At 55.0% G+C, this 20,092-nt stretch carries 24 protein-coding genes and 1 pseudogene; 18 read left to right on the top strand and 7 right to left on the bottom strand.

Going from position 1 to position 20,092, the window contains the following annotated elements; translation table 11 throughout:
- Nucleotides 1-387: 387 nt before the first annotated feature.
- From BUB78_RS18735 to BUB78_RS18745, 3 genes are all read right to left on the bottom strand, one after another.
- Nucleotides 388-795 carry a hypothetical protein gene (locus BUB78_RS18735; RefSeq protein ID WP_073200783.1) on the bottom strand — a complete coding sequence of 136 codons (408 nt, stop codon included), beginning with the start codon at nucleotides 793-795 and terminating at the stop codon, nucleotides 388-390.
- Nucleotides 796-1,155: 360 nt separating this feature from the next.
- Nucleotides 1,156-1,554: a c-type cytochrome gene (locus tag BUB78_RS18740; RefSeq protein WP_084732962.1), complete on the bottom strand. Its 399-nt coding sequence runs from the start codon at nucleotides 1,552-1,554 to the stop codon at nucleotides 1,156-1,158.
- 355 nt (nucleotides 1,555-1,909) lie between these two features.
- Nucleotides 1,910-2,362, bottom strand: coding sequence for a transposase (locus BUB78_RS18745; protein WP_342742349.1), 453 nt, complete (start codon nucleotides 2,360-2,362; stop codon nucleotides 1,910-1,912).
- 761 nt (nucleotides 2,363-3,123) lie between these two features.
- On the opposite strand from BUB78_RS18745, the gene BUB78_RS18750 reads away from it, so the two are divergent.
- The 4 genes from BUB78_RS18750 to BUB78_RS21630 all read left to right on the top strand — a co-directional run bounded on the left by BUB78_RS18750 (nucleotide 3,124) and on the right by BUB78_RS21630 (nucleotide 5,148).
- Nucleotides 3,124-3,423, top strand: coding sequence for a hypothetical protein (locus BUB78_RS18750; RefSeq protein ID WP_073200787.1), 300 nt, complete (start codon nucleotides 3,124-3,126; stop codon nucleotides 3,421-3,423).
- 199 nt (nucleotides 3,424-3,622) lie between these two features.
- Nucleotides 3,623-4,504 (top strand): hypothetical protein, encoded by an 882-nt coding sequence (locus BUB78_RS18755; RefSeq protein ID WP_073200789.1) that lies wholly within the window; start codon nucleotides 3,623-3,625, stop codon nucleotides 4,502-4,504.
- 76 nt (nucleotides 4,505-4,580) lie between these two features.
- On the top strand, nucleotides 4,581-4,901 hold the full coding sequence (locus BUB78_RS21000) for an NADPH-dependent FMN reductase (RefSeq protein ID WP_220084041.1): 321 nt from the start codon (nucleotides 4,581-4,583) through the stop codon (nucleotides 4,899-4,901).
- Between the two features lies 1 nt (nucleotide 4,902).
- Nucleotides 4,903-5,148, top strand: a complete 246-nt coding sequence (locus tag BUB78_RS21630; protein ID WP_073200791.1) for a DUF2798 domain-containing protein — start codon at nucleotides 4,903-4,905, stop codon at nucleotides 5,146-5,148.
- Between the two features lie 58 nt (nucleotides 5,149-5,206).
- Here the strand turns inward: BUB78_RS21630 and BUB78_RS18770 are convergent, their stop codons facing one another.
- Entirely contained in the window at nucleotides 5,207-5,953 is a 747-nt protein-coding gene (locus tag BUB78_RS18770; protein ID WP_073200794.1) for an alpha/beta fold hydrolase, read from the bottom strand.
- A gap of 74 nt (nucleotides 5,954-6,027) precedes the next feature.
- Nucleotides 6,028-6,114 (bottom strand): annotated as a pseudogene (locus BUB78_RS20500) (IS5/IS1182 family transposase); the annotation flags it as partial.
- Between the two features lie 20 nt (nucleotides 6,115-6,134).
- Here BUB78_RS20500 and BUB78_RS18775 point away from each other — a divergent pair.
- The 7 genes from BUB78_RS18775 to BUB78_RS20160 all read left to right on the top strand — a co-directional run bounded on the left by BUB78_RS18775 (nucleotide 6,135) and on the right by BUB78_RS20160 (nucleotide 11,056).
- Nucleotides 6,135-6,488 carry a hypothetical protein gene (locus BUB78_RS18775; protein WP_073200796.1) on the top strand — a complete coding sequence of 118 codons (354 nt, stop codon included), beginning with the start codon at nucleotides 6,135-6,137 and terminating at the stop codon, nucleotides 6,486-6,488.
- Nucleotides 6,489-6,848: 360 nt separating this feature from the next.
- On the top strand, nucleotides 6,849-7,856 hold the full coding sequence (locus BUB78_RS18780; RefSeq protein ID WP_073200797.1) for an AraC family transcriptional regulator: 1,008 nt from the start codon (nucleotides 6,849-6,851) through the stop codon (nucleotides 7,854-7,856).
- Nucleotides 7,857-7,965: 109 nt separating this feature from the next.
- Nucleotides 7,966-8,799 (top strand): Rossmann-fold NAD(P)-binding domain-containing protein, encoded by an 834-nt coding sequence (locus tag BUB78_RS18785; protein ID WP_073200800.1) that lies wholly within the window; start codon nucleotides 7,966-7,968, stop codon nucleotides 8,797-8,799.
- Between the two features lie 52 nt (nucleotides 8,800-8,851).
- Entirely contained in the window at nucleotides 8,852-9,286 is a 435-nt protein-coding gene (locus BUB78_RS18790) for a DUF4345 domain-containing protein (protein ID WP_073200801.1), read from the top strand.
- Between the two features lie 70 nt (nucleotides 9,287-9,356).
- Entirely contained in the window at nucleotides 9,357-9,851 is a 495-nt protein-coding gene (locus BUB78_RS18795; protein ID WP_073200803.1) for an anthrone oxygenase family protein, read from the top strand.
- 109 nt (nucleotides 9,852-9,960) lie between these two features.
- On the top strand, nucleotides 9,961-10,410 hold the full coding sequence (locus BUB78_RS18800) for a GNAT family N-acetyltransferase (protein ID WP_220084042.1): 450 nt from the start codon (nucleotides 9,961-9,963) through the stop codon (nucleotides 10,408-10,410).
- Nucleotides 10,352-11,056, top strand: a complete 705-nt coding sequence (locus tag BUB78_RS20160) for an alpha/beta fold hydrolase (RefSeq protein ID WP_220084043.1) — start codon at nucleotides 10,352-10,354, stop codon at nucleotides 11,054-11,056. The genes BUB78_RS18800 and BUB78_RS20160 overlap by 59 nt, the downstream gene beginning before the upstream one ends.
- Nucleotides 11,057-11,065: 9 nt before the next feature.
- Here the strand turns inward: BUB78_RS20160 and BUB78_RS18810 are convergent, their stop codons facing one another.
- On the bottom strand, nucleotides 11,066-11,968 hold the full coding sequence (locus BUB78_RS18810) for a LysR family transcriptional regulator (RefSeq protein WP_073200808.1): 903 nt from the start codon (nucleotides 11,966-11,968) through the stop codon (nucleotides 11,066-11,068).
- 111 nt (nucleotides 11,969-12,079) lie between these two features.
- Here BUB78_RS18810 and BUB78_RS18815 point away from each other — a divergent pair, with 111 nt between their 5' ends.
- From BUB78_RS18815 to BUB78_RS18830, 4 genes are all read left to right on the top strand, one after another.
- A complete protein-coding gene (locus tag BUB78_RS18815) occupies nucleotides 12,080-12,511 on the top strand; it encodes a DoxX family protein (protein WP_073200811.1) in 432 nt (143 codons plus the stop codon).
- Nucleotides 12,512-12,548: 37 nt separating this feature from the next.
- A complete protein-coding gene (locus tag BUB78_RS18820) occupies nucleotides 12,549-13,154 on the top strand; it encodes an NADPH-dependent FMN reductase (protein ID WP_073200812.1) in 606 nt (201 codons plus the stop codon).
- Complete coding sequence (locus tag BUB78_RS18825) at nucleotides 13,151-14,086, top strand: pirin family protein (protein WP_073200814.1); 936 nt, start codon at nucleotides 13,151-13,153, stop codon at nucleotides 14,084-14,086. The genes BUB78_RS18820 and BUB78_RS18825 overlap by 4 nt, the downstream gene beginning before the upstream one ends.
- 66 nt (nucleotides 14,087-14,152) lie before the next feature.
- Nucleotides 14,153-14,890, top strand: a complete 738-nt coding sequence (locus tag BUB78_RS18830; RefSeq protein WP_220084044.1) for a pirin family protein — start codon at nucleotides 14,153-14,155, stop codon at nucleotides 14,888-14,890.
- A gap of 75 nt (nucleotides 14,891-14,965) precedes the next feature.
- Here the strand turns inward: BUB78_RS18830 and BUB78_RS18835 are convergent, their stop codons facing one another.
- Nucleotides 14,966-15,895 carry a LysR family transcriptional regulator gene (locus tag BUB78_RS18835; protein WP_073200816.1) on the bottom strand — a complete coding sequence of 310 codons (930 nt, stop codon included), beginning with the start codon at nucleotides 15,893-15,895 and terminating at the stop codon, nucleotides 14,966-14,968.
- An 86-nt stretch (nucleotides 15,896-15,981) separates the two neighbouring features.
- Here BUB78_RS18835 and BUB78_RS18840 point away from each other — a divergent pair, with 86 nt between their 5' ends.
- From BUB78_RS18840 to BUB78_RS18855, 3 genes are all read left to right on the top strand, one after another.
- Nucleotides 15,982-16,896 carry a PhzF family phenazine biosynthesis protein gene (locus BUB78_RS18840; RefSeq protein WP_073200818.1) on the top strand — a complete coding sequence of 305 codons (915 nt, stop codon included), beginning with the start codon at nucleotides 15,982-15,984 and terminating at the stop codon, nucleotides 16,894-16,896.
- A gap of 462 nt (nucleotides 16,897-17,358) precedes the next feature.
- A complete protein-coding gene (locus BUB78_RS18850) occupies nucleotides 17,359-17,838 on the top strand; it encodes a C1q-like domain-containing protein (RefSeq protein ID WP_245813583.1) in 480 nt (159 codons plus the stop codon).
- 212 nt (nucleotides 17,839-18,050) lie between these two features.
- Entirely contained in the window at nucleotides 18,051-19,874 is a 1,824-nt protein-coding gene (locus tag BUB78_RS18855) for an adenylate/guanylate cyclase domain-containing protein (RefSeq protein ID WP_073200820.1), read from the top strand.
- Nucleotides 19,875-20,092 lie beyond the last annotated feature (218 nt).

The raw sequence follows: 20,092 nt of genomic DNA on the forward strand, positions 1-20,092 counted from the left end.
CCCCGAGATCATCGAAGGGATTGAATTCAAGGACGGGATCAAGCAACTTAAAACCGCCGCCTGATCACGCCGTCACCAACTTTCGGGCATAGCTCTGCCCGCTAAGCTGTAAGGGACTTGGTTTGCGGAACCCATCAGGGCCAGCGGTCAAAACCGCGCAAACAGGCCGGACACATGACTGCTTCTGACAAATGCACAAATCTGATCAAAAATGTCTTGCTATGCAGGAGCCATCCACACAGGTCATTCGCTGCACTTTGTCCGGAGGTCCGCGTCGCGGGAGAAGCAGGCTTTCGCTACATCAGCAACATAAAGATAAGCTACGGAACAGTCCCGCAGTGAAATTGACTTAGAGGTGCTCTTCTTCGGTTTGCTCAGATTTCAAAATCAAACCGCAGTGATCCAATAAAAGGCTGTTACCGAAACCGAAAGTGTTAACAAAGCCAAGCCAATGACGATGCCTTTTAGCAGCGAAATCCTTGAACCCTCCTGGTCCCTAAACAGCAGGATAATAAAGCCCGTTCCAAAAAGGAACAAAACTAAATATCGAATGGCTAACTGCTGGAATATTATTGCACGCACGTTGCCGTGTGGAGCCAAAAACCCAGCTTTGTACAGGCCGGTCACTGTTAAGGCCGCAGCAAGATTTCCAATCAGTAATGCTGAAAACACGCTCCAATACTTTGCGTTAAAACCCAAGGCTCTCTCAGTTATATAACGAACCACAAAAGCGAAAGGCAGAAAGACTACGAACTTTCCAAAAAGAAACATTAAGACTTCGAAAAACTGCTCCATTGTCGTGAAACGCCTCTTTCAACCTCAGCCAACCTATGGATTTTTTTGTATCATCAAACCTTTAAAAATCCATAGGCGTGGTCGATTCTTTGGGAAAGAAGTGAATGCACCAGTGTCATCTCTGGCTATAAAACGGACCTTAGCCGCGATCTGCGCTAACGGCAGCAACGCGGGACGAAGCTGCCATTTCCGATAAAGGAGGCACTCCGAACTTTGGCCTTAATTGGAATATTGTTGCCTCGCGCACATATCTAAGCGAGGCGCACCTCAGAAGATTCTTGGCAAAAAATGATAGTGAACTGCGACCCGCTTGGGGCGGGCCACTTCCACCGCCTTTAATGAAGCTCCCTAGGGCGCATACTACTCCTGAATGGTCGAAAGATACTCAATCAGCGCAAGTATTCTGAGGCGAGTGTACTCTTGAGCTTCGACAAAATCGGGATCGGCCTCGGCGCGCATCTTGAGTCTTTGCCCCCAAGCAGGCATATCGCGCGTCCCATGTGGACCGGGGCCATTTTCGATCGTTTTGAAGATTGCTGTCACCGGGAACACGCCACCATTGTTTTCTTGCAGTTTAGTTAGGTCGGGAAGTGCTACATTGAGGTAACCTGAGATAGATCCCTGACCCTTGCCATCCATGCCGTGGCATGCAGAGCAGCTATTCATATACTCAAACTGACCAAGCTCGGACTGTGCGTGAGCCAAGCCCGACATAAGAAGCAACGAAGTTGCACAAATAGATGTCCGAAAAGCCCTCATCGTATCCTCCTAACTGAATTAGCTCCCTGAGCGTTCATGCTACAACTCAAACTTTATGCTGCTTTACGTAGTGCCGATTGACAAATATCATTTGGGGCACTGAGCCTCCCCCAAAGAAGTTCTCTAATCGCATTGGTCAAGTTTTATAATTAGTGCCTTCGCGCGCGCCGGGTTCATGGTTCTCTCCGCAGTCGACCTCGATGGATCGCCGCATGTTGGCGTCGGATGGTCGGATCGGCCTAAGTGGTCCTCGCACTTGTTTCGCTCTACAGTGCATTCAGAGGGACGGCCTTATCCGCGCCATACGTCCCGGCGGGGACGCGTCCGCTGGTTTAGTTGAGCAGCTTACCTCTTTTTATGCTGCCGACTGGTCCCAGCGGAATGACGTGTTGGTTTTCCACATTGCGTGAAGAATGACGGCAAGCTTTCGGGCGACCGCAATGCGTGCCTTTTTGAAGCCCGACACTTTGGCCAATTTCATGCCCCAGGTCTTCAGGGAAGATGATCGCAGATTGCGCGTCAGCAAGTTTGTCGCCGCCTCATAGAGATGCTTTCGCACCATCTTGTCGCCTTGCTTCGAGATACGTCCGTTTCTACTGGTTTCGCCGGACTCGTATCGTCTTGGCGTCAGGCCGAGATACGCGCCCACACTTGCCGCGTCCGTCAGAAAGCTTGTGATCATTTCCGGGCAAGTCACGACTGTCTTCTCTGCAATAATGGTGCCAGCGTCATCGACGACGCAGATGGCCGTCGTCTCCTGCGAGACATCCAGAGCGGCAAAACATGGCATAGCAGTTCTCCTTTTCATTTGAGCCTTGGCCAATCAGTTTCTGTTTGAACAGTTTGAAGCAGCAGCTCTTGGTCGAAAAGAAGCGCCACCCGCGATTACGCTAAGTGGTCCACCCCTATAGTTAGGAAAGCGGAGGACTATATATGGCGAATAATAGAGTATCGAAGTCATGTCTGGTCGTACGATTTGTGCATCATCGTAAGGATGGTGGCAGGGCCTTAAGGACGTTGCGGGCACACGCAGCACGCCAATACTGAGTCCGCTATGGGCTGATTGTGTTGAAAAACTCTGCCGACCAAAATACGCGCCAAAAGTCTGGAATCTTGTTCTCACAAGTAGCCACTTAGCAAACGTGGTTTGCGGGAGGGCGAATTCGTGGGGAGAAATTCTGCCAATCGGCGTCTTCGAGGCGGGACACCGACTTTTTCAACACAATCGGCTCAAACCGGACCTTAGCCGCGTTCCGCACTAACGGCAGCAAAGCGGGACAAAGCTGTCTTTCACGCAAAACCAACCCACGCCCGCATTCAGAACGGAAGCAGGCGTTGTTCCATGGAAATTAGGCTACGTTGCTCGGATCACCGGTGGCCCACGCGACACCTTCGCCTCGATCCATCGTGTGCATCATTTCCATATCAGCCACGTCGATCTCAAACCCAGCGAGGCTCAAATTTTGCCGTATCCGATCCGGGTTCAGACTTTTGGGCAATACTGCGTACCCGTTCTGCACAGCCCAACGCAGCAGGAGTTGGCTGCCAGCAACATTGAAAGGAAAAACGATGCTTGAAGATGACGGCATTCCCGAGGACGAGTATGTCTTCACCACCCAACTCGATGACGCCGAGGCGTCAAGAATGTTGGATGTCCCGCCGGACCTTTTGGAAATATTCCGGGCGATGGGCCGAGGCCCAAGTTTCACGCGCAGGCCAGACGGCACGCCGGTTTACGAGGTTCGTGAAATATCGATCTGGTACTTTTACAAGCTGTTTGAACCCTCCGTTTACATCGAAGCACTTGAGCATGCTTTTGCAAAGAAGGGGCCTATGCAACACCCATCAGCAATTGCCCGCAGCGTTTGACGCCGAATCCCACGCTTTCCAATTTTCAGCCGGGCGTTCGCGCCCGGCCCCAAAACAAAAGCTACCCCGCCGAAGGCGGAAAGAGGGCGCGCAGCGCCCGACCCGCGCGCGAAGCGCGCTCAGGAATGGCGAAAGCGGCATAAAGAGGGGGGTCTTGTAACACCCCCCTCTACCAATACGAAATCGTAAGGCAGCGCAAATGAACGTGGATATTCTGCACAGCGGATTTGATGGGCTGAGACTGACGATTGAGACTGATGTTACGCCAGCCTTTCGGGAACGCTTGAACGCGGCCAAGGCCGAGGCGGTGGAAGCCAACCGCGAGAGCATTCTGACCTTTGGTGAGATTGGCCTTGGCGTGCGGCGCAGCGGTGGCATGGCGTTCTCGGCTCATACCGGTGACATGGGCGCGGAATGGTACTTTCTGGACCCGGAAAACCGCCCAGCCAACAATCCCGGTATCACGGTAGATTTTCGGGCTTTCCTTCTGGCAACGGGTGGTCTCAGAGCTGCGCAAAACCACCTTGAAACCTGCATGCACGCCTTTGGCATTCCCTATGGCGAAAACCAACTGCGCGTCACCCGGACAGACTTTGCGATAGACTTTCTGGCCCCATGGTTTGAGCCGGATCGCACTCACTTGGTCGCACCGCCGAAAACAAAGGCCGTGGAATTTACCGGCCCGTCAGACAGCGAAACCCATGCATCGGGAACCCGCGTGACCGGCCTGCGCGCAGGCAAGGGTGAAAGCCGCCAGCTCGTGATCTATGACAAACGCGCCGAGGTGATAGAAAAGGGCAAAGCCGGTTGGCTCAAAATCTGGAACGCCACCCGCGCCAGTATGGGCAAGCCTGCGTTGGACATCAAAGACCCCGATCAAAGCCGCGTCTGGCGGTTCGAGCTGCGGATGGGCCGCAAGCAACTGCGCGAGCGGTTCGACATTCGCGGCTGGGATGATCTGCAAGCGATGATCGGAGACGCCTTCACAGACTTCTGTGAGCGCATGCGCTATTGCATCCCTACCGCAGACCGCAACCGCGCCCGCTGGCCCACTCACGAGCTGTGGCAGAGATATAGCTAAAAGTTGGTGATGGCCCCTGAGGGGCGGCATATCATGGCGTTGTTCACGCGCCGCAATTCTCATCTGAGAAAAGGATATGCCACATGACGACAAATACCATTACCCAACTGCCCGATCCACAGGGATTTTCGCCTGGGCGAGCCGGATCGATCAGAAAGTGTTCCAGGACAAGCCAACGGTCTACCTTTCGACCTCACCGGGGCCCGGGGGCGCGGCAAGCGTGCTGGCTTCAGCGAAAGGCTCGGCCCAGTTTTTCGGGGTGGACCTGAAGGCGGCTGTTTCCGTTCCAAACTTTTACGATGTATTTGATGCGGAGACCGGGCGCATCAAAGAGCCTAACGCCTTGGCAGACCTGATCGCCGCGGCCGAGACTTTGGCCCTGCGAGAGGTCGCTTGATATGATAGATCGTGGGCACCTACAGCGGCTCTCAAGCTCATTGGTCATGTCGTCTTTCATGTCCATGGCACTATCAGGCGTGTTCAGCCTCTTGGAGTTCGGAATCTCATGGCTATGGCTGCAAGTCTGGGGGCAAAGTATTCTGATCGCACTGCCGATCGCGTTCTCGCTGGATATGATTTTCGGAGACAAACTCCGTTTTCTCTCGGACAAGCTGGCAGACAAAGCAGCGAGCGCTCGGCTATGACAATTGAAGTTCGGGAGGCATTAGATGCACCGCCCCACGATACTGTTCCGCAAAACCGCTATCCCACCTCAAACCGAATGCTGCCTGCACGTCTCGGTCCGAGGCGGGTATTCGATGCAAACTCCAAGATCGCGCGAGCAAGCGGACCTGGGACCTCTAGAGGGACCATATGCCCCGCTTCCAGCACTTGGAGTTCAGCATTTGGAATGCCGGAGCGTAACTCTTGAGCTTCGTCGAACGACCTTAGCTTGTCATGCTTTCCAGCTATGACCAACGTGGGGCAAGAAATCTCGTTAAGGCGATCAAGGTCGGATTCACGTAAGAACGCGCTTTGTCGCAAATAAGTGTCACCACCCAAACGCACCCCAGCAACACGCAAGCGCTCGACAAGAGCATCATCGTCTTCACGCTCAGGCCCGAGCGACTTTCGAATAGCAGCCCTGCTCAGACCATTAAACCTAGGGGACTTGATATTCGGGCAATCTGACGACGGCGTTGCCGTCCTCTTGCCCTCGCGCGCAGATGTAGCAATCAGGATCATCCCGCTCACCCGATCGCTAGACATCCTCACCATCTCACGCGCGACATAGCCGCCCATGGAAAATCCGACCAAAACGAATTTGGGGGGAGCGGAACTCAAAGTCATTGCCGCATACTCGGCAATGGAGTTTGGATTAGTTGGGTCAGCATGCAGCAGACGGTAATGGTCGGACAGTAAAGGAGCCAGATCGTCCCACATACTCGCGTCCAACATAAAACCAGGAATCAACACAAGAGGCTGTTTTTTATTAATATTTTCAGACATTACCCCTCCATATTAACATTGGCTTTCGGGCATGAATAGCCTCTGGTTTTTGCACACATTCTTAAGCTCAGGACTCAGAACCAGAAAGTCACGGTTGCTGCGAGAGTGACGGCAGATAGAAATACCCTCGGACATCGGTCGAAACGATTTGCCAGACGCCGCAAAGCAACCTCATTGCACCATGAGCCATCAAGGGATGGAGGATGGTGAGGCCATCAAAGCATACGTCCTTAATGGCGTCGTTCCAGAGCTGCCGCCGGGCACTTTTGTCAATTGCCACAACCTTGCCACCCATTATAACAAAGCTGCTGCGGCCGTCTTACGGGAGGTTCGGTACTGGTTCCTTGACTTGCAGACGTACTACCCAGATCTCAACCCCACAGAGATTGCATTCTCAAAACTCAAAGCACACCCTGGAAGCAACGCAGCCAGAACATTTGACCGGATATTCAATGCGCTCGCAGAAAGCTGCAACCTATTTACATCCGACGAATGCTGGGACATCTTTAATGAGGCCAGATATGGATCAGATTGAGGAGTGTCTGATCAACGGGTTCGGCTGCGCCGAGATTGTTGCTTGATGGTCCCCGAAGGCGTGAGGCGGGTTGTTTGCGGCCGATTAAGTGGCCTCAGGGGTGCCATTTCGGCGGTTTCCCGCCGGGTTTGCTTCTTCTTCATCGCATCGCGAAGACCGGGAAACGCAGGCTGGTTTTGCATTGGAACGGGTCCTCGGTGGGTTGCCCAAGTCTACCAGATCAAACCAAAAACAGCAGGTTTTTCAGACGTTCCCTAACTTAAATCCTGCGCCAAATAGTATGCGAAGTTCCACACCTCTTTGTAGGAAAAAGCGCGTTGCCCTATACTAAGGCCATATTGCAAAAGGTATCGGTATTAGATGGGGGAAATAACGGCGCTCTTTGTACGGAAGGTGGTTGCTGCGGGCGTGGCTGAAGCTGACGATCAGAACGCCATCCTGCGAACAGTTGGCCTGACGATGGATGAAACCGACGTCAAGACCATGGTCGCGGATACCGACTACTACGCGCTGCTCGAAAAGATTGCTGCAGTTCTGGACGATGCGACAAGTTTTCCACTGCGGGTCGGGGCATCGATGCGCTGTGACGAATATGGCGCGTTTGGTTTAGCTTGGAAGACCGCGCCCAGTCTGCGTGGTTCGATGGAGCGTGCGGCGCGCTATGCACGACTTCTGACGTCCGTGGCGGGATACGAAGTGCGCTACCATGCGAAAGGCGCATATTTCCTTCTACACCGAAGTGGGCCCAGGTCCCTTGGGATGCGCCTGTCAAATGAGGCGACCCTTGCCAGCGCCCTGTCGATCATGCGCGAGGTCTCGCCTGACCCGGTGGTGCCGCTTGAAGTGCACTGTCGCCACGCCGCCCCAACGTCTGTGGTCGACCATGAGGCCTTCTTTGGCTGCCCCTTGATCTTTGGTTCGGACCTCGACGGTCTGCTGATGTCGGAGGAGACTCTGGTGCGCGCCAACCGCCTGGGCGATCCAGCGATAGCGCAATACCTGAAACCCCATCTCGACACCGAACTTTCCGCAGTTTCCAGCCAAACATCTTTTCAGCAGATCCTATTGCGGCGTATTTCGGATCGGCTGAGCGAAGGACCACCGCGCGCCGCCGATGTGGCGCGGGAAATGGGGGTGAGCGAACGGACGCTCCATCGAAGGCTTGCCGCCGACGGAGCGTCGTTTCAGGGTCTGCTGGAACAGGCACAAAGGCATCTGGCCGAAGGCCTATTGATGCAAAGTGATCATTCGATAGCCGAAATCGCGTTTCTGACCGGCTATTCTGAACAGAGCGCCTTCACTCGGGCATTCAAACGCTGGGTCGATCAGACACCAGCGGTGTTTCGCGACAACCACGCGGCGCACTGACACCCCCTTTTGGCAGTATCAGTCAAGACAGTGGCAGCCGTCGTCAAGACCGCCGGGCTTCTATTGGGCCATCCTTGTTGCATCACATCAACTCAGGGAGACCCAAGTGATGCATACCCAACCGATCCTCATTATCGGCGCAAACGGCAAGACCGGGCGTCGCATTGCAAAGACGCTGTCAGAACGCGGTTATTGCGTCCGTCCCGGTACCCGCAGCGCGCCCATTCCGTTCGATTGGGAGAACCAAGCCACATGGGCACCCGCGCTCGAAGGTGTGTCCGCCGCCTACGTTTCCTATTTCCCCGATCTGGCCTTTCCGGGCGCAGCAGAAAAGATCGAGGCGCTTTCGGCGCTGGCGAAAGAAATGGGCTTGGGCCGGCTGGTGCTCCTGTCAGGCCGCGGCGAAACCCAGGCTATGCGCTGCGAGAACATAGTGCGCGCCTCAGGCATTGATTTCACCCTTCTGCGCTGTGCTTGGTTCGCGCAGAACTTCAGCGAGGGCTATTTGCGTGACCCAGTGCTTGACGGCCTAATAGCGCTGCCCGCTGGCAACGTTGGCGAACCCATTGTCGACGTGGACGATATCGCCGACGTGGCGGTGGCGGCGCTCACCGAGACGGACCGGCATTCGGGCGAGCTCTACGAGATTACCGGCCCGCGCCTGTTGCACTTCTCGGACGCCGCCGCCGAGCTTGCGACCGCGAGCCGCCAGCCGGTGCAATACGTCCCGATCACGCTTGCCCAGTTCCACGCGGCAATGACCGAAATTGGCGGTGCCTTCATCGCCGACGTGTTCACCCATGTCTGCGAGGAGGCGCTGGACGGTCGCAACGAATGGTTGGGCGATGGCGTGCAGCGTGCGCTGGGTCGTGCGCCGCGTGACTTCGCCGACTTCTGCGAGCGGGCCGCCGCGGCGGGTGCCTGGGCCGCGGAGGCCGCCTGAATTCCCGAACGGCTGCGGGCAGCGACCATTTCATCTATTACAGGAGCACAAAATGACACACTTCCAGAAGGCCATCCTGGCCCTCGCTGGCGCGACCGCCGTAGGCATCGGGACTGCGATTTTGATCTCCCCTGCGGCGTTCTACTCCTCCTACGGGATCACCCTGGGGAGCGACCCAAGCCTTCTCAGTGAAATCCGGGCCCCCGGCGGTGCCCTGCTCGTCATGGGGCTGTTCATGCTGGCGGGACTGGTTCGCCCCGGCTTCGCCAATGTCTCTCGCTGGATCGCGGCCGCCGTCTTCCTGTCTTACGGGTTGGCCCGATTGCTGTCCTTCGCGCTTGATGGGACGCCGGATGAGGGGCTGGTGATCGCCGCAGTGTTCGAGATCGCAATCGGCCTACTCTGCATGACGCCAAGACGTGCCCGGCGTGAGGCATCCGATCCACCGTTTCCCATCACGGTTCCGCAAAACCGCTACCCCACCTGAAACCCAATGCTGCCTGCACGCCTCGGTTTGGGGCGATCAGGCAGCGTCTCAGCCCGGAAAGGGTCCTTCCATGTCGATCTGGTTTTTCTTCCTTTGTCAGTTCTCCGTCGTTGGCTATGCCCTTCTAGGCGGTGTTTTCCTCGCTTTCTCCGACTTCATCATGAGGTCGCTGGCCCATACCAGTGGCAGAGGTGGCATCGAAGTAATGCAGGTCATTAACCGCGAAGTGTTCCGCTATGTCTTCATGGCTCTCTTCTTGGGCTTGGTGCCGGTATCTCTGGTGCTAGCAGGCTACGCCACATTTGTGTTTTCCGGCGCTGGTGCCACACTGGTTGCGCTATCCGGAATGATCTATCTGGCTGGAGTCTTTGGCATTACCCTCGTATGCAACGTGCCGCTCAATGAAGCACTGGCGCGTATGGACCTGACGACCGACGACACCCAACGGTTCTGGACCAACACATACCTACCGCGATGGACTTTCTGGAACAGCGTGCGCACCACGGCATGCACCGTCGCCTCGGCCCTGCTGCTGCTGGGGCTGCTCAGGATGGCACAGGCATAGTCTACCTGACTGTGCTCGTGCACGGGGAGCTTGCCGAAGAGACTGGCAGGCGGGCTCCAAGACATTCAACACCAAGGAGATAGCCAATATGACACACGCCCCAATCGCCATGCGCAGCGCAGTCGCTGCTGATCTCGAATCGATGATCGCAATGCTGGCTGAAGATACGCTGGGCAGTCAGCGCGAAGATACACGAACGCCGCTCGATCAAGCCTATATCGACGCCTTTGACGCCATCGCGCACGACCCCAATCAGCTTCTTGCCGTGGCCGCCCGTGGCGATCGCGTCATGGGTATGATGCAACTGACCTTCATTCCTGGGCTATCGCGCCGGGGCGCATGGCGAGGCCAGATCGAATCCGTTCGCGTGGCCGGTGCGGAGCGCGGGGCGGGCATCGGAAAGCAGATGTTCGAATGGGCCATTTCGGAGTGTCGCACGCGCGGTTGCGGTCTCGTTCAACTGACCACTGACGCGTCCCGCACCTCTGCCCATGCATTCTATGAGCGGCTGGGTTTTCGTGCGTCACATCTGGGATACAAACTGGCGATTGGCGATTGAACATCGCAGAATAAAGGGATTGGGAAACTTGTCGTTTCTTAGAAAATTCACTGGTCTGGCGATCGTTACAGCATCAACTTTCGCACCCAGATTTATGACGGGAATACTTGTCCGACGTATTCTGACACCTCGTCGCAGTCGATCTCATCTGTCACAGACGCATGATCGCGTTGATATTGGGAATGGTATCGTAGGCTGGCGAGAACCTGGTCAAGATCCTAAGATGCCTCTGGCTTTATTCGTCCATGGTTTTGACGGCGATCACGATCAATGGCGTGCTTTTGGAAAGGTTGTGCAGCAGGCTGGTTATCGGGTGGTTTTCCTTGATCCTCCGGGTCACGGTGCATCAAAAGCAGGGCAATGTGATCCAATCGTTTTCAGTGAAGCCGTAGGTGCCGCATTCAAAATCTTAGGTCCCATTTCACTTTATCTGGGTCATTCCATGGGGGCAGCGGCGGGTGTGATGGCGACATCCGAAACGATGGGTGCGGATGCCTATGTATTGATTGCGAGCCCGGTTGTAATGGCGCGCAGCTTTTCGCAACTGATGGCCTGGGCCACAACTGGATTTTACAGGACGAAAAAGTCCTGCGTGAGGTTGCCGGATTTCTTGAAAGCCTATGAAAGAAGCCCGCTTTTCACCTGATCTGACGTTTCATTCCCACGGCAGTTGCTTGCAGGTCGCGGCGAGGTGATCGACGAGTAGGCGCAGCCTCGTTGACTGGAAACGGTTGGGTTGAAAAACTGCATGGATATCCCGCTCGGGCCAAGTGAGGTGATCTGGAAGCAGTTGCAGTAAGCGCTGGCTCTTCAAATGCTCTGCGACATAGAAGACGGGCAGGATCGCAATGCCCACGCCTTCGACTGCGGTATGGCACAGAACATCCCCAGAATCGGATTTGAATGAGCCGCTCAGGCTGACCTGACCGGTTTGTCCCGCGCTGTCTTTATAACGCCACTCATGCAGCCCAGTGTTGCGGGTATAGGCCAAAACATTGTGTTCCAAGAGATCTTCGGGCGCTTTGGGCATTCCATTTCGTTCCAGATAATCCGCACTGGCGCATAGGACAAAGGGACAAGACGCCAGACGCCGAGCAATCAAAGACGTGTCTTTTAGTGAGCCTATCCTGAGTACAAGATCGAACCCCTCGCTTGCTATGTCGACAAAACGCTCATCCAGGCTCACGTCCAACTCGACATCAGGATAGGTGGCCGCAAACTGCGCCACAGCCGGTCCAAGATATTTGACCCCCAAGCTGAGCGGCAAGCTCACCTTCAGCGGGCCGCGAGGGTGAGATTTCAATTCGTAAATCTGTTCCTTCGCTTCTTCCAGATCCTCTAACGCCCGTTTTGCGCGTTCAAAATAGATGGCGCCTTCTTCGGTCACAGACACGTTTCGTGTGGTGCGGTTGAGCAGTTTGACCTGCAAATCCAGCTCAAGGTTCTGGATCTGCTTGGAGACGGCGGAACTGGTAATACCCAGATCCCGCGCCGCTCCAGCAAAGCTGCGTGCCTGAACTACTGCAATAAAGATGCCGACGCGTGAAATGTGATCCATGAGATTAGTAACTTTTTGGAATGAGTGAATTAGATAATGGGAATATTATCAATCACAATCACCAATGCAATATTCATACCAGACGAAAAACAACGCATATGGAGAAAGACAATGACATTCGAAACCAACACAAATTACGGCGCACTGATCACCCGACTGTCCCTTGGCGGCGTTTTGCTGTCCCATGGGCTGCTGAAGGTAATGGTATTCACGGTCCCCGGCACAGTGGGCTATTTTGAAAGCCTGGGGTTACCTGCGGCGGCGGCCTATCTTACCATTCTGGCGGAACTTGTGGGTGGCACAGCGATCCTTTTGGGTCTTTACACTCGCCTTGCCGCTCTTCTGTCGATCCCGCTGTTGCTCGGCGCGCTCTGGGCACATTCGGGCAATGGCTGGTTGTTCAGCGCCGAAGGTGGCGGTTGGGAATTCCCGTTGATGCTGGTGGTTCTGGCCGCCGCGGTCGCAGCCCAAGGCAGCGGACCCTTCGCACTTCGCAAACTGCCTGTGATCGATGGCTTCATTCCCCAGATGCTCAAGGCCTAAACCGGGCATCGTGCGCAATTCTAAGAAAGCTACAACCATGGCCAAATTCCTTATGTTCGCCGGAAGTGCCCGCAAAGCGTCGACAAACAAACAGCTCGCAGCACTAGCTGCGAGCACCGCCAAAGCGGAAGGCGCAGATGTCACACTGATTGACCTCAAAGATTTCGAAATGCCGCTCTATGACGGTGACCTCGAACAAGATCGAGGCCTGCCAGAAAACGCGAAACGGCTCAAACAGCTCTTTGTGGAGCACGACGGCATCTTCATTGCATCGCCGGAATACAACAGCTCGATCTCGCCCTTGCTCAAGAATGCACTGGATTGGATCTCACGTCCCCATACCGAAAGTGAGCCACCACTTTGGGCCTTTAACGGTAAGGTAATGGCGATTGGGTCGGTAGCACCAGGGGCATTCGGCGGTTTGCGCGGGCTTGTTCCGTTGCGCATGATGCTGGGCAATATCGGCGTGACGGTCGTCCCAAATCAGGTTGCAATATCCAATGGGGTCAATGCCTTTGATGATGCAGGCGCTCTAAAGGAAAAGCAGCAATCACAGATGCTCAAGGCCACTATCAAACAGTTAATCCTGACGACTGACGCCATGACTGGATCGTTGCAAACAGATGAAAGGAACACGCCATGAGCTGGAACCCTTCAATTGAACCAACCTGCTCCGGCGCAGATAACGTCGACGCGATTGAAACACTGATCGTGCCAAGGGCGCGAGATATTGGCGATTTCGAAGTCCGCCGCGCCCTCCCTTCAGCCCGACGCCAAATGGTTGGTCCATTTGTGTTCTTTGACCAAATGGGTCCGGCTGAGTTCATCACGGAACAAGGCATCGACGTCCGCCCGCATCCCCATATCGGCTTGGCGACGGTGACCTATCTCTACAAGGGAGAGTTCCAGCACCAAGACTCTCTCGGCACCAACCAGATGATTTACCCCGGTGAGGTAAACTGGATGATCGCCGGGAACGGCGTCACCCATTCGGAGCGCACGAGTGCGCAGACCCGCAAACGGCCAAGCAGCCTGTTTGGCATTCAGACATGGGTGGCCTTGCCCGAGGAAGCCGAAGACATGGACGCTGATTTTGAGCACCACAAGGAAGAAGCTCTGCCGTTCATAGAAGGCGAAGGCAAACAGGTGCGGCTCATTGTTGGCAATGCTTGGGGCGCACGCGCGCCGACCAAAACATTTACAGAGATGTACTATGCCGATGCTATCCTGGAAGCCGGTGCAATGCTGCCCATGCCTGAAAACCATGAAGATCGCGGCATCTACGTTACCGACGGTTCAATCGAAGTCGCCGGCGACGTCTTTCAGTCCGGTCAGATGATGGTTTTCCGTCCCGGCGACGCGATTACCGTTAAAGCTGGCCCTTCTGGTGCAAGATTGATGCTGCTTGGCGGCGAGACACTGAATGGCCCGAGACATATCTGGTGGAATTTCGTCGCCTCTTCAAAAGAGAAGATCGAGGCCGCCAAGGAAGCTTGGGCCGCTGGTGACTGGGAACATGGTCGTTTCCAATTACCCCCAACAGACAAGTACGAGTTCATCCCCTTGCCTGACTAATAAAGCGCCGCGCCTGCGACCGAAGCAGGTTCGAGATATATCCAATAACCTAAGAAAGATTATCACATGACGATCGCCCAAAATACCACCCAACAAGTTGGCATGAGTTTAACCGTTCGCCCAGCCGGTGAACGGGGGCAGGCAAACTTTGGCTGGCTCAAATCAGCGCATAGTTTCAGCTTTGGAAATTACCATGATCCCGAGCACATGGGGTTTGGAAATCTGCGCGTAATCAATGATGACCTTGTTGCGGGTGGCAAAGGGTTTGGCCAGCATCCACATCAAAACGCCGAGATCTTCTCTTACGTGTTAGGCGGGGCGCTGGAACATAAGGACTCACTGGGCAACGGATCGGTCGTCAGTGCCGGCGGCGTACAATACATGAGCGCAGGATCTGGCGTGACCCATTCCGAGTTCAATCCATCCGCGACCGAAGAAATGCGGTTTTTGCAAGTCTGGTTACTGCCCGAGACGCAGAATACCAAGCCCGCATACGACACGATAGATCTGTCAAACGAGGATAAGAGCGGCAAGCTCAAATTGTTCCTTTCCCGAGATGGGCGCAACGGCTCCATGACGACCCAAGCAGACGCAAGTGTCTATGCGGCGACACTGGAAGGCGGCCAAAAAATCAGCACTGATTTGAAGGCTGGACGCAAAGGTTGGGTGCAGGTAGCAAATGGGTCTCTAAACGTGAATGGCATCGCTTTGACTAAGGGCGACGGTCTTGCCATTGAGGGCAGCGGTTCGCTGATCTTTGATCAAGGCAGCGCCGCAGAGATATTGTTCTTCGATCTCTCCTAATAGACCTGACCTGACCTGACAAAGCTGGCGGCACGATTGTGCCGCTAGTCCAATATGGTCTCCTGAGGTGAGGCATCAAAACGCCCCTTGATTGCCCAACATGGCTTTGCTTCGCCTCACTTCCGAATGCAGCCATTCCTCCAATCTTCCATAGGCTTTTGTGGCTGCGAAGTCAGCAGTGGTCACTAGCCAGTATCGCGACTTGATGGCAACCATCGGCCCAGAAAGCGAAATCAAGCCCACATCCAGATCGTTTTCCACCAAAAGCGTTCTTCCAAGGGAATGCCCCAAACCAGCAATGGCGGCCTGCAACGCGACATCTGACCGGCTGAACTTCATTGTTAAGTCGAAACGAGCCGCCTCAAAGTCGTCCGCCAGATAGTTTTCCCAAGTCATGCCCGTCCCGTCCTCTTCGGCACTGACATCGCGCAATAAGACGCTCTTCTTCCCTCCCTTGGGACGCAAGGATTTTGCTAGTCGTTTGTGGGCCACCGACATGACATGGCATTTGCAAAGCGGTGTTGTATGAAAGCCCACATAAGGACCAGGTCCAAACCTTACAGCCGCGTGAGGCATCCCGCTTTGCCCCAATACCGTTAACTGGTCATCTATGTTCAGTGTAATTTTTAGTTCGCGCTCTTGCGCGCGCTTCATTGCCGGCACCAGCCATTTCATTGCAAGCGAAGAGGATACTGAGAGAATAGTGTTTTGCGCGTCGCCCAACCGGGTTGCCTCGTTGAGGGCGGATGAAATGGCTTCGGTGGAAACACGGCACGCCGTGCAGATCAAAGCACCCTGATGCGTTGGGGCCACTTTGCGGGTTGTCCGGGTGAACAACGCAAATCCCAGCACGGCTTCAAGGGAGCGTAACTTGTGGCTGACAGCAGATTGCTGGATGCCAAGCTCTTGGGCGGCTTTGGTAAAGCTCTCAGTTCGCGCAATTGCTTCGAGGAGCGACGCGGCAGCGGCTAGTTTCTGCAGAGCCTGATTCTTGCTGTCACTCATGATTATTTTTCATGTACTTATGAACCCGCTTTAACAGATTTACTGATATTTATATTTATATCACACACAAATCGAGGAATATACTAATGACCCTTCAACATATAACAACTGAAATAACCGCTCATGTCGTAAATGGCTTCGTCGCTGGCGGCGAGGGCGGGAACCCCGCTGGTGTCGTGATTGATGCTGACGGGCTGAGCGAAGATCAGATGCTGGAGGTCGCAACAAAAATCGGACTTTCGGAAACTGCCTTCGTCTCATCTTCTGACAAAGCTGGCTTCAAGCTTGATTTCTTTACACCAAACCGGCGCATCGCCCATTGTGGCCATGCAACGATCGCCGCATTTTCTTATCTGGCGCAGACTGGTCGAGTGTCTCAAGGTGAAACATCCAAGATGACAGTCGACGGCCTGCGAAAGATCATCATCAAGGGTCAACAGGCATTCATGGAACAACTCGCACCCACCTACCAAAGTTCTGATGCTTGGGGGGCTTCCGGTGTTGTGCTGCAAGACGTGCTGCGTTCGATCGGTCTGCAGACCAGCGATTTGATCGTTGGCAGCAAGCCAATGCTCGTGAACACCGGAAACAGCTTCATCGTGATCCCGGTCAAGAGCGACACCATTCTGGCAGGCGTTGCCCCCGATCAGGACGCAATTAATCAGATCAGTGAAAAGCTTGACCTGATTGGTTACTACCTTTTTGCGATGTCCCCCGATAATGCTGAAACCGTTGCCACAACCCGGATGTTTGCTCCCCGCTATGCCATTCCGGAAGAATCCGCGACCGGCATGGCCGCAGGCCCCCTGGCCTGTTATCTGCATGACATCATGGATATCAAGGCGTCCCACCTGAAGATCGCACAAGGGCATTTCATGAAGCCTGCATCCCCGAGTTTGATTACTGTTGATCTTGAGACGGCTGCGGATGGCAAGATTACCAGCCTCATGGCCGGAGGTTACGGCCGTTCAGTGCGTGAAATTAAGATAGCCCTGACCTAATTCATTTGAGCCCCAGACGATATTCGAGGGCTATCATCGGATTGTACACCCGATGATGGCGGTCGAGTTACCACAAGTGGGCCTGCCGCGCAGCGAACTGTAACCACGGCTTTTCAGCAGCTGGCCTGTAATCAAGATTGGGCGAGGCCTTGACTTCTAACGGCGCCCCAGCAGTTGGTTCGAGATTGGTGCAAGCGATCTAAGCTTACGAAAATGCCTGGAGACCAAGGTCGACATCTATAAAGTCGAAACTGCCAAGTAAGGCGTTTGCACTATCATTAGCAGTTACGTGCTTGATCCCGCATCACGGCGTAATCGCGCACCATCTCGACGACAGCCGATCCGCCCGGCAGTCTCGCCAATTCCTCGACTGCCCTCGCCTGAAACCCCCGACTGTATTCCACGATCGGCGGACATGCTGCCACGCCGTTCGTTTCAAAACCCACCCTCGCGCAACCGCTCTTGGGCTCTGACAGGTTCCGCCTCGCGGTTTCCGCCGACGGCAGCACCTTCTTCGACAGTCTGACCGTTGACAACACCAATGGCATCGTCGACCAGCCGCGCTTCCAAGCCTGGACGAATTACGACAACTACGTGGGCGTCGGGACGTGGGCGAAGATCGGACTGAACAACACCGACTTCAACGACCAAGGTTGTTTCGATGCCGGGACCGGTCACTTCACCGCCCCCGTGGACGGCACCTACCTTTTCGGTGCCACACTTCTCTACAAGGTCAATTCCAGCACCTCGGCACGGATGCGCGGGCGGCTCGTACTGAACGGCGCAACCGAAATCCGGGGCTCGCTCGCCACCGCGATCTGGCTGCAGACCATGGTGCCGCTCACCGCGGGCGACACCGTTGAACTGCAGGGGTATTTCCGGGTGGCGGACGGCTACTTCGCCGCCGATCACACGTCCTTCTGGGACTGCAAGATCGGCTGAGCGGCGGAAGGAGGATTCGATGACACCACGCCGATCTGATCAGGGCTCTGTCCGCACTCCCGACATTCGAGCCGACCGCGGCGAATGACCGTTCAGAGCCCAGAGCCGCCGGGCCAAAACCGTGCCCTTTGCTGGCGCATCGAACCGATCAATGTTTGTGGAAACTGCCTGATTGTTGCATTGTGACATCGCAAGACAATACCGGAGAACGAATGTCCCGAAAACTTGCTGGAATCCTGGTGGCCGATGCAGTTGCCTACAGTGCCCGGATGGAGGAAAACGAAGCCAAAGCACTGGCCGCGCTCTCCAACTCGCGCGCGATTACAGACGGCATTCTTGCTGAGCATCAAGGCTCGATCATCGCTACGGCCGCAGATAGCGTCATCGCCGAGTTTCCGTCGGCGCTGGATGCCGTTCGCGCTGCTCTCGATATTCAGGCAGAATTGGAGCGCGATGAAGCGGATAATTTTCGCTTTCGCATAGGCGTGCACTTCGGGGACGTGGTGCAGACGGACGGAACACTTCTTGGCGATGGGGTCAACCTCGCCGCGCGCCTAGAGCCTTTGGCGCCGAAAGGCGGGATAATGATCTCCGGAGTTGTCGCTGATCAAATTGTAGGGAAGGTCGATGCGAAATTCGCGGCGATCGGCAAACACAATGTGAAGAACATTGCACGCCCGGTTGATTTATATTGTTGGCCCGATACGGCAGCAGGGGCTTACCGTCGCCGTAAACTCATGCGTCTATGGCCAATTGCAACGGCCGCATTGATCGCTGTTGCCTCAGTATCCGCGTGGTTCGCCCTACAGGAAGAGGCTGATCAAGGTATGCCAACGGGTCCCAAGATTGCAGTTCTGCCATTTGAGGAAGTTGGCGCAGGCGCTGATGAGGCCTTCTTTGCTGATGGCCTTAGCCGCGACATCAACGCCTATTTGACTAAATTTTCCAATCTATTCGTTTTTTCTCCCAGTTCGACACGGGAGTATTCTGAGGTTGAATGCGCCACCATCCGCAAAGAGTTAGATGCAGATTTCATACTATCCGGGACCGTCCGTCGTGCGGACGACAGCCTGCGGGTGACAACCTCATTCACGGATACCAGGGATTGCGTCCAACTGAACGCGCCCGGTCCGTTCACACGGGATCTGTCGGCACAAAGCGTGATCGATGTGCAGATCGAAATCGCCAGGAAGGTCGTTTCCGAGATCGGGTCTGCTGACGCTCCCATATTCGACGCCAAGCTTGCCAGCGCGATCGAGGAAAAGGCGCCGGAGAACCTCAACGCTTATGAGTGCGTGCTACTTTCTTACTGGTTTTATGAGAATTTCGAACCTGACCGCCATCGGCGTGCGCGTGATTGCCTTGTCGGTGCGGTCAAATCCGACCCCGGCTATTCGCTCGCATGGTCGAGGCTGGCCTTCTCACATATTGAAGCGAAGAAATACGCTATTGATACGAAGGACAGTTGGGCCGAAGACAGTTGGCGTGCGGCTCAGCGTGCGATTGATCTGGATCCGGCCAATCCAGATGCGTATTACGCTATGGCGATCCGGAGTCAGATGGTCAGTGATCCACCGGATATTTTTGCGAACTACGCGCGAAAGGCGATTGAACTCAACCCATACGATTCCTTCGTTCTGGCAGATTTGGGCACTTGGATGGCCTATGCCGGTCAATGGGAGACTGGCAAAGAATGGGTGACACGGGCCAAAGCGCTGAACCCCAAGCATCAGAGTTGGTGGGATTTCATATGGCAACTGCACGCCTTCCTCCAGAGCGACTATTCGGCGTCTATTGCGCATGCGCAAACCGTGAACTTGCCCGGTAACTATATGGTGCAGGCTGCTCTAACGGCTGCACACGCCATGAACGGAGATAAGGAGATGGCCGAAAGGACATTGGAGAAAGTCCTCGAATTAAAACCCGACTATGCGGACGATCCGAGACAGCCATTCCGAGCACGAGGTATGGAAAAAGTTCTTGTGGACAAGCTCATGAAAGGTCTCAGCATAGCAGGGTTGGATATTCCGACATGACGTCTTTGCACTTTTGGCGCGCTGAGCACAGCTTTACAGAACCCCGCTAAGGTGTTTTGAAAAAGCAATAATCTCTGTGACTCTACGGACTTAACTTGAACTGCACGCAAGGTCTGCATTGTCCGGCGGTTTCAACGGGTCGATGCAACACATGCATTGAAACGCTCGGCGGGTGTTTCGTAGTTGAGCGTTTTTCGGGGTCGTTCGTTGAGCTGCCT

Origin of the sequence: Roseovarius marisflavi (assembly GCF_900142625.1) — a bacterium.
In the GTDB taxonomy this organism is placed as follows: Bacteria; Pseudomonadota; Alphaproteobacteria; order Rhodobacterales; family Rhodobacteraceae; genus Roseovarius; species Roseovarius marisflavi.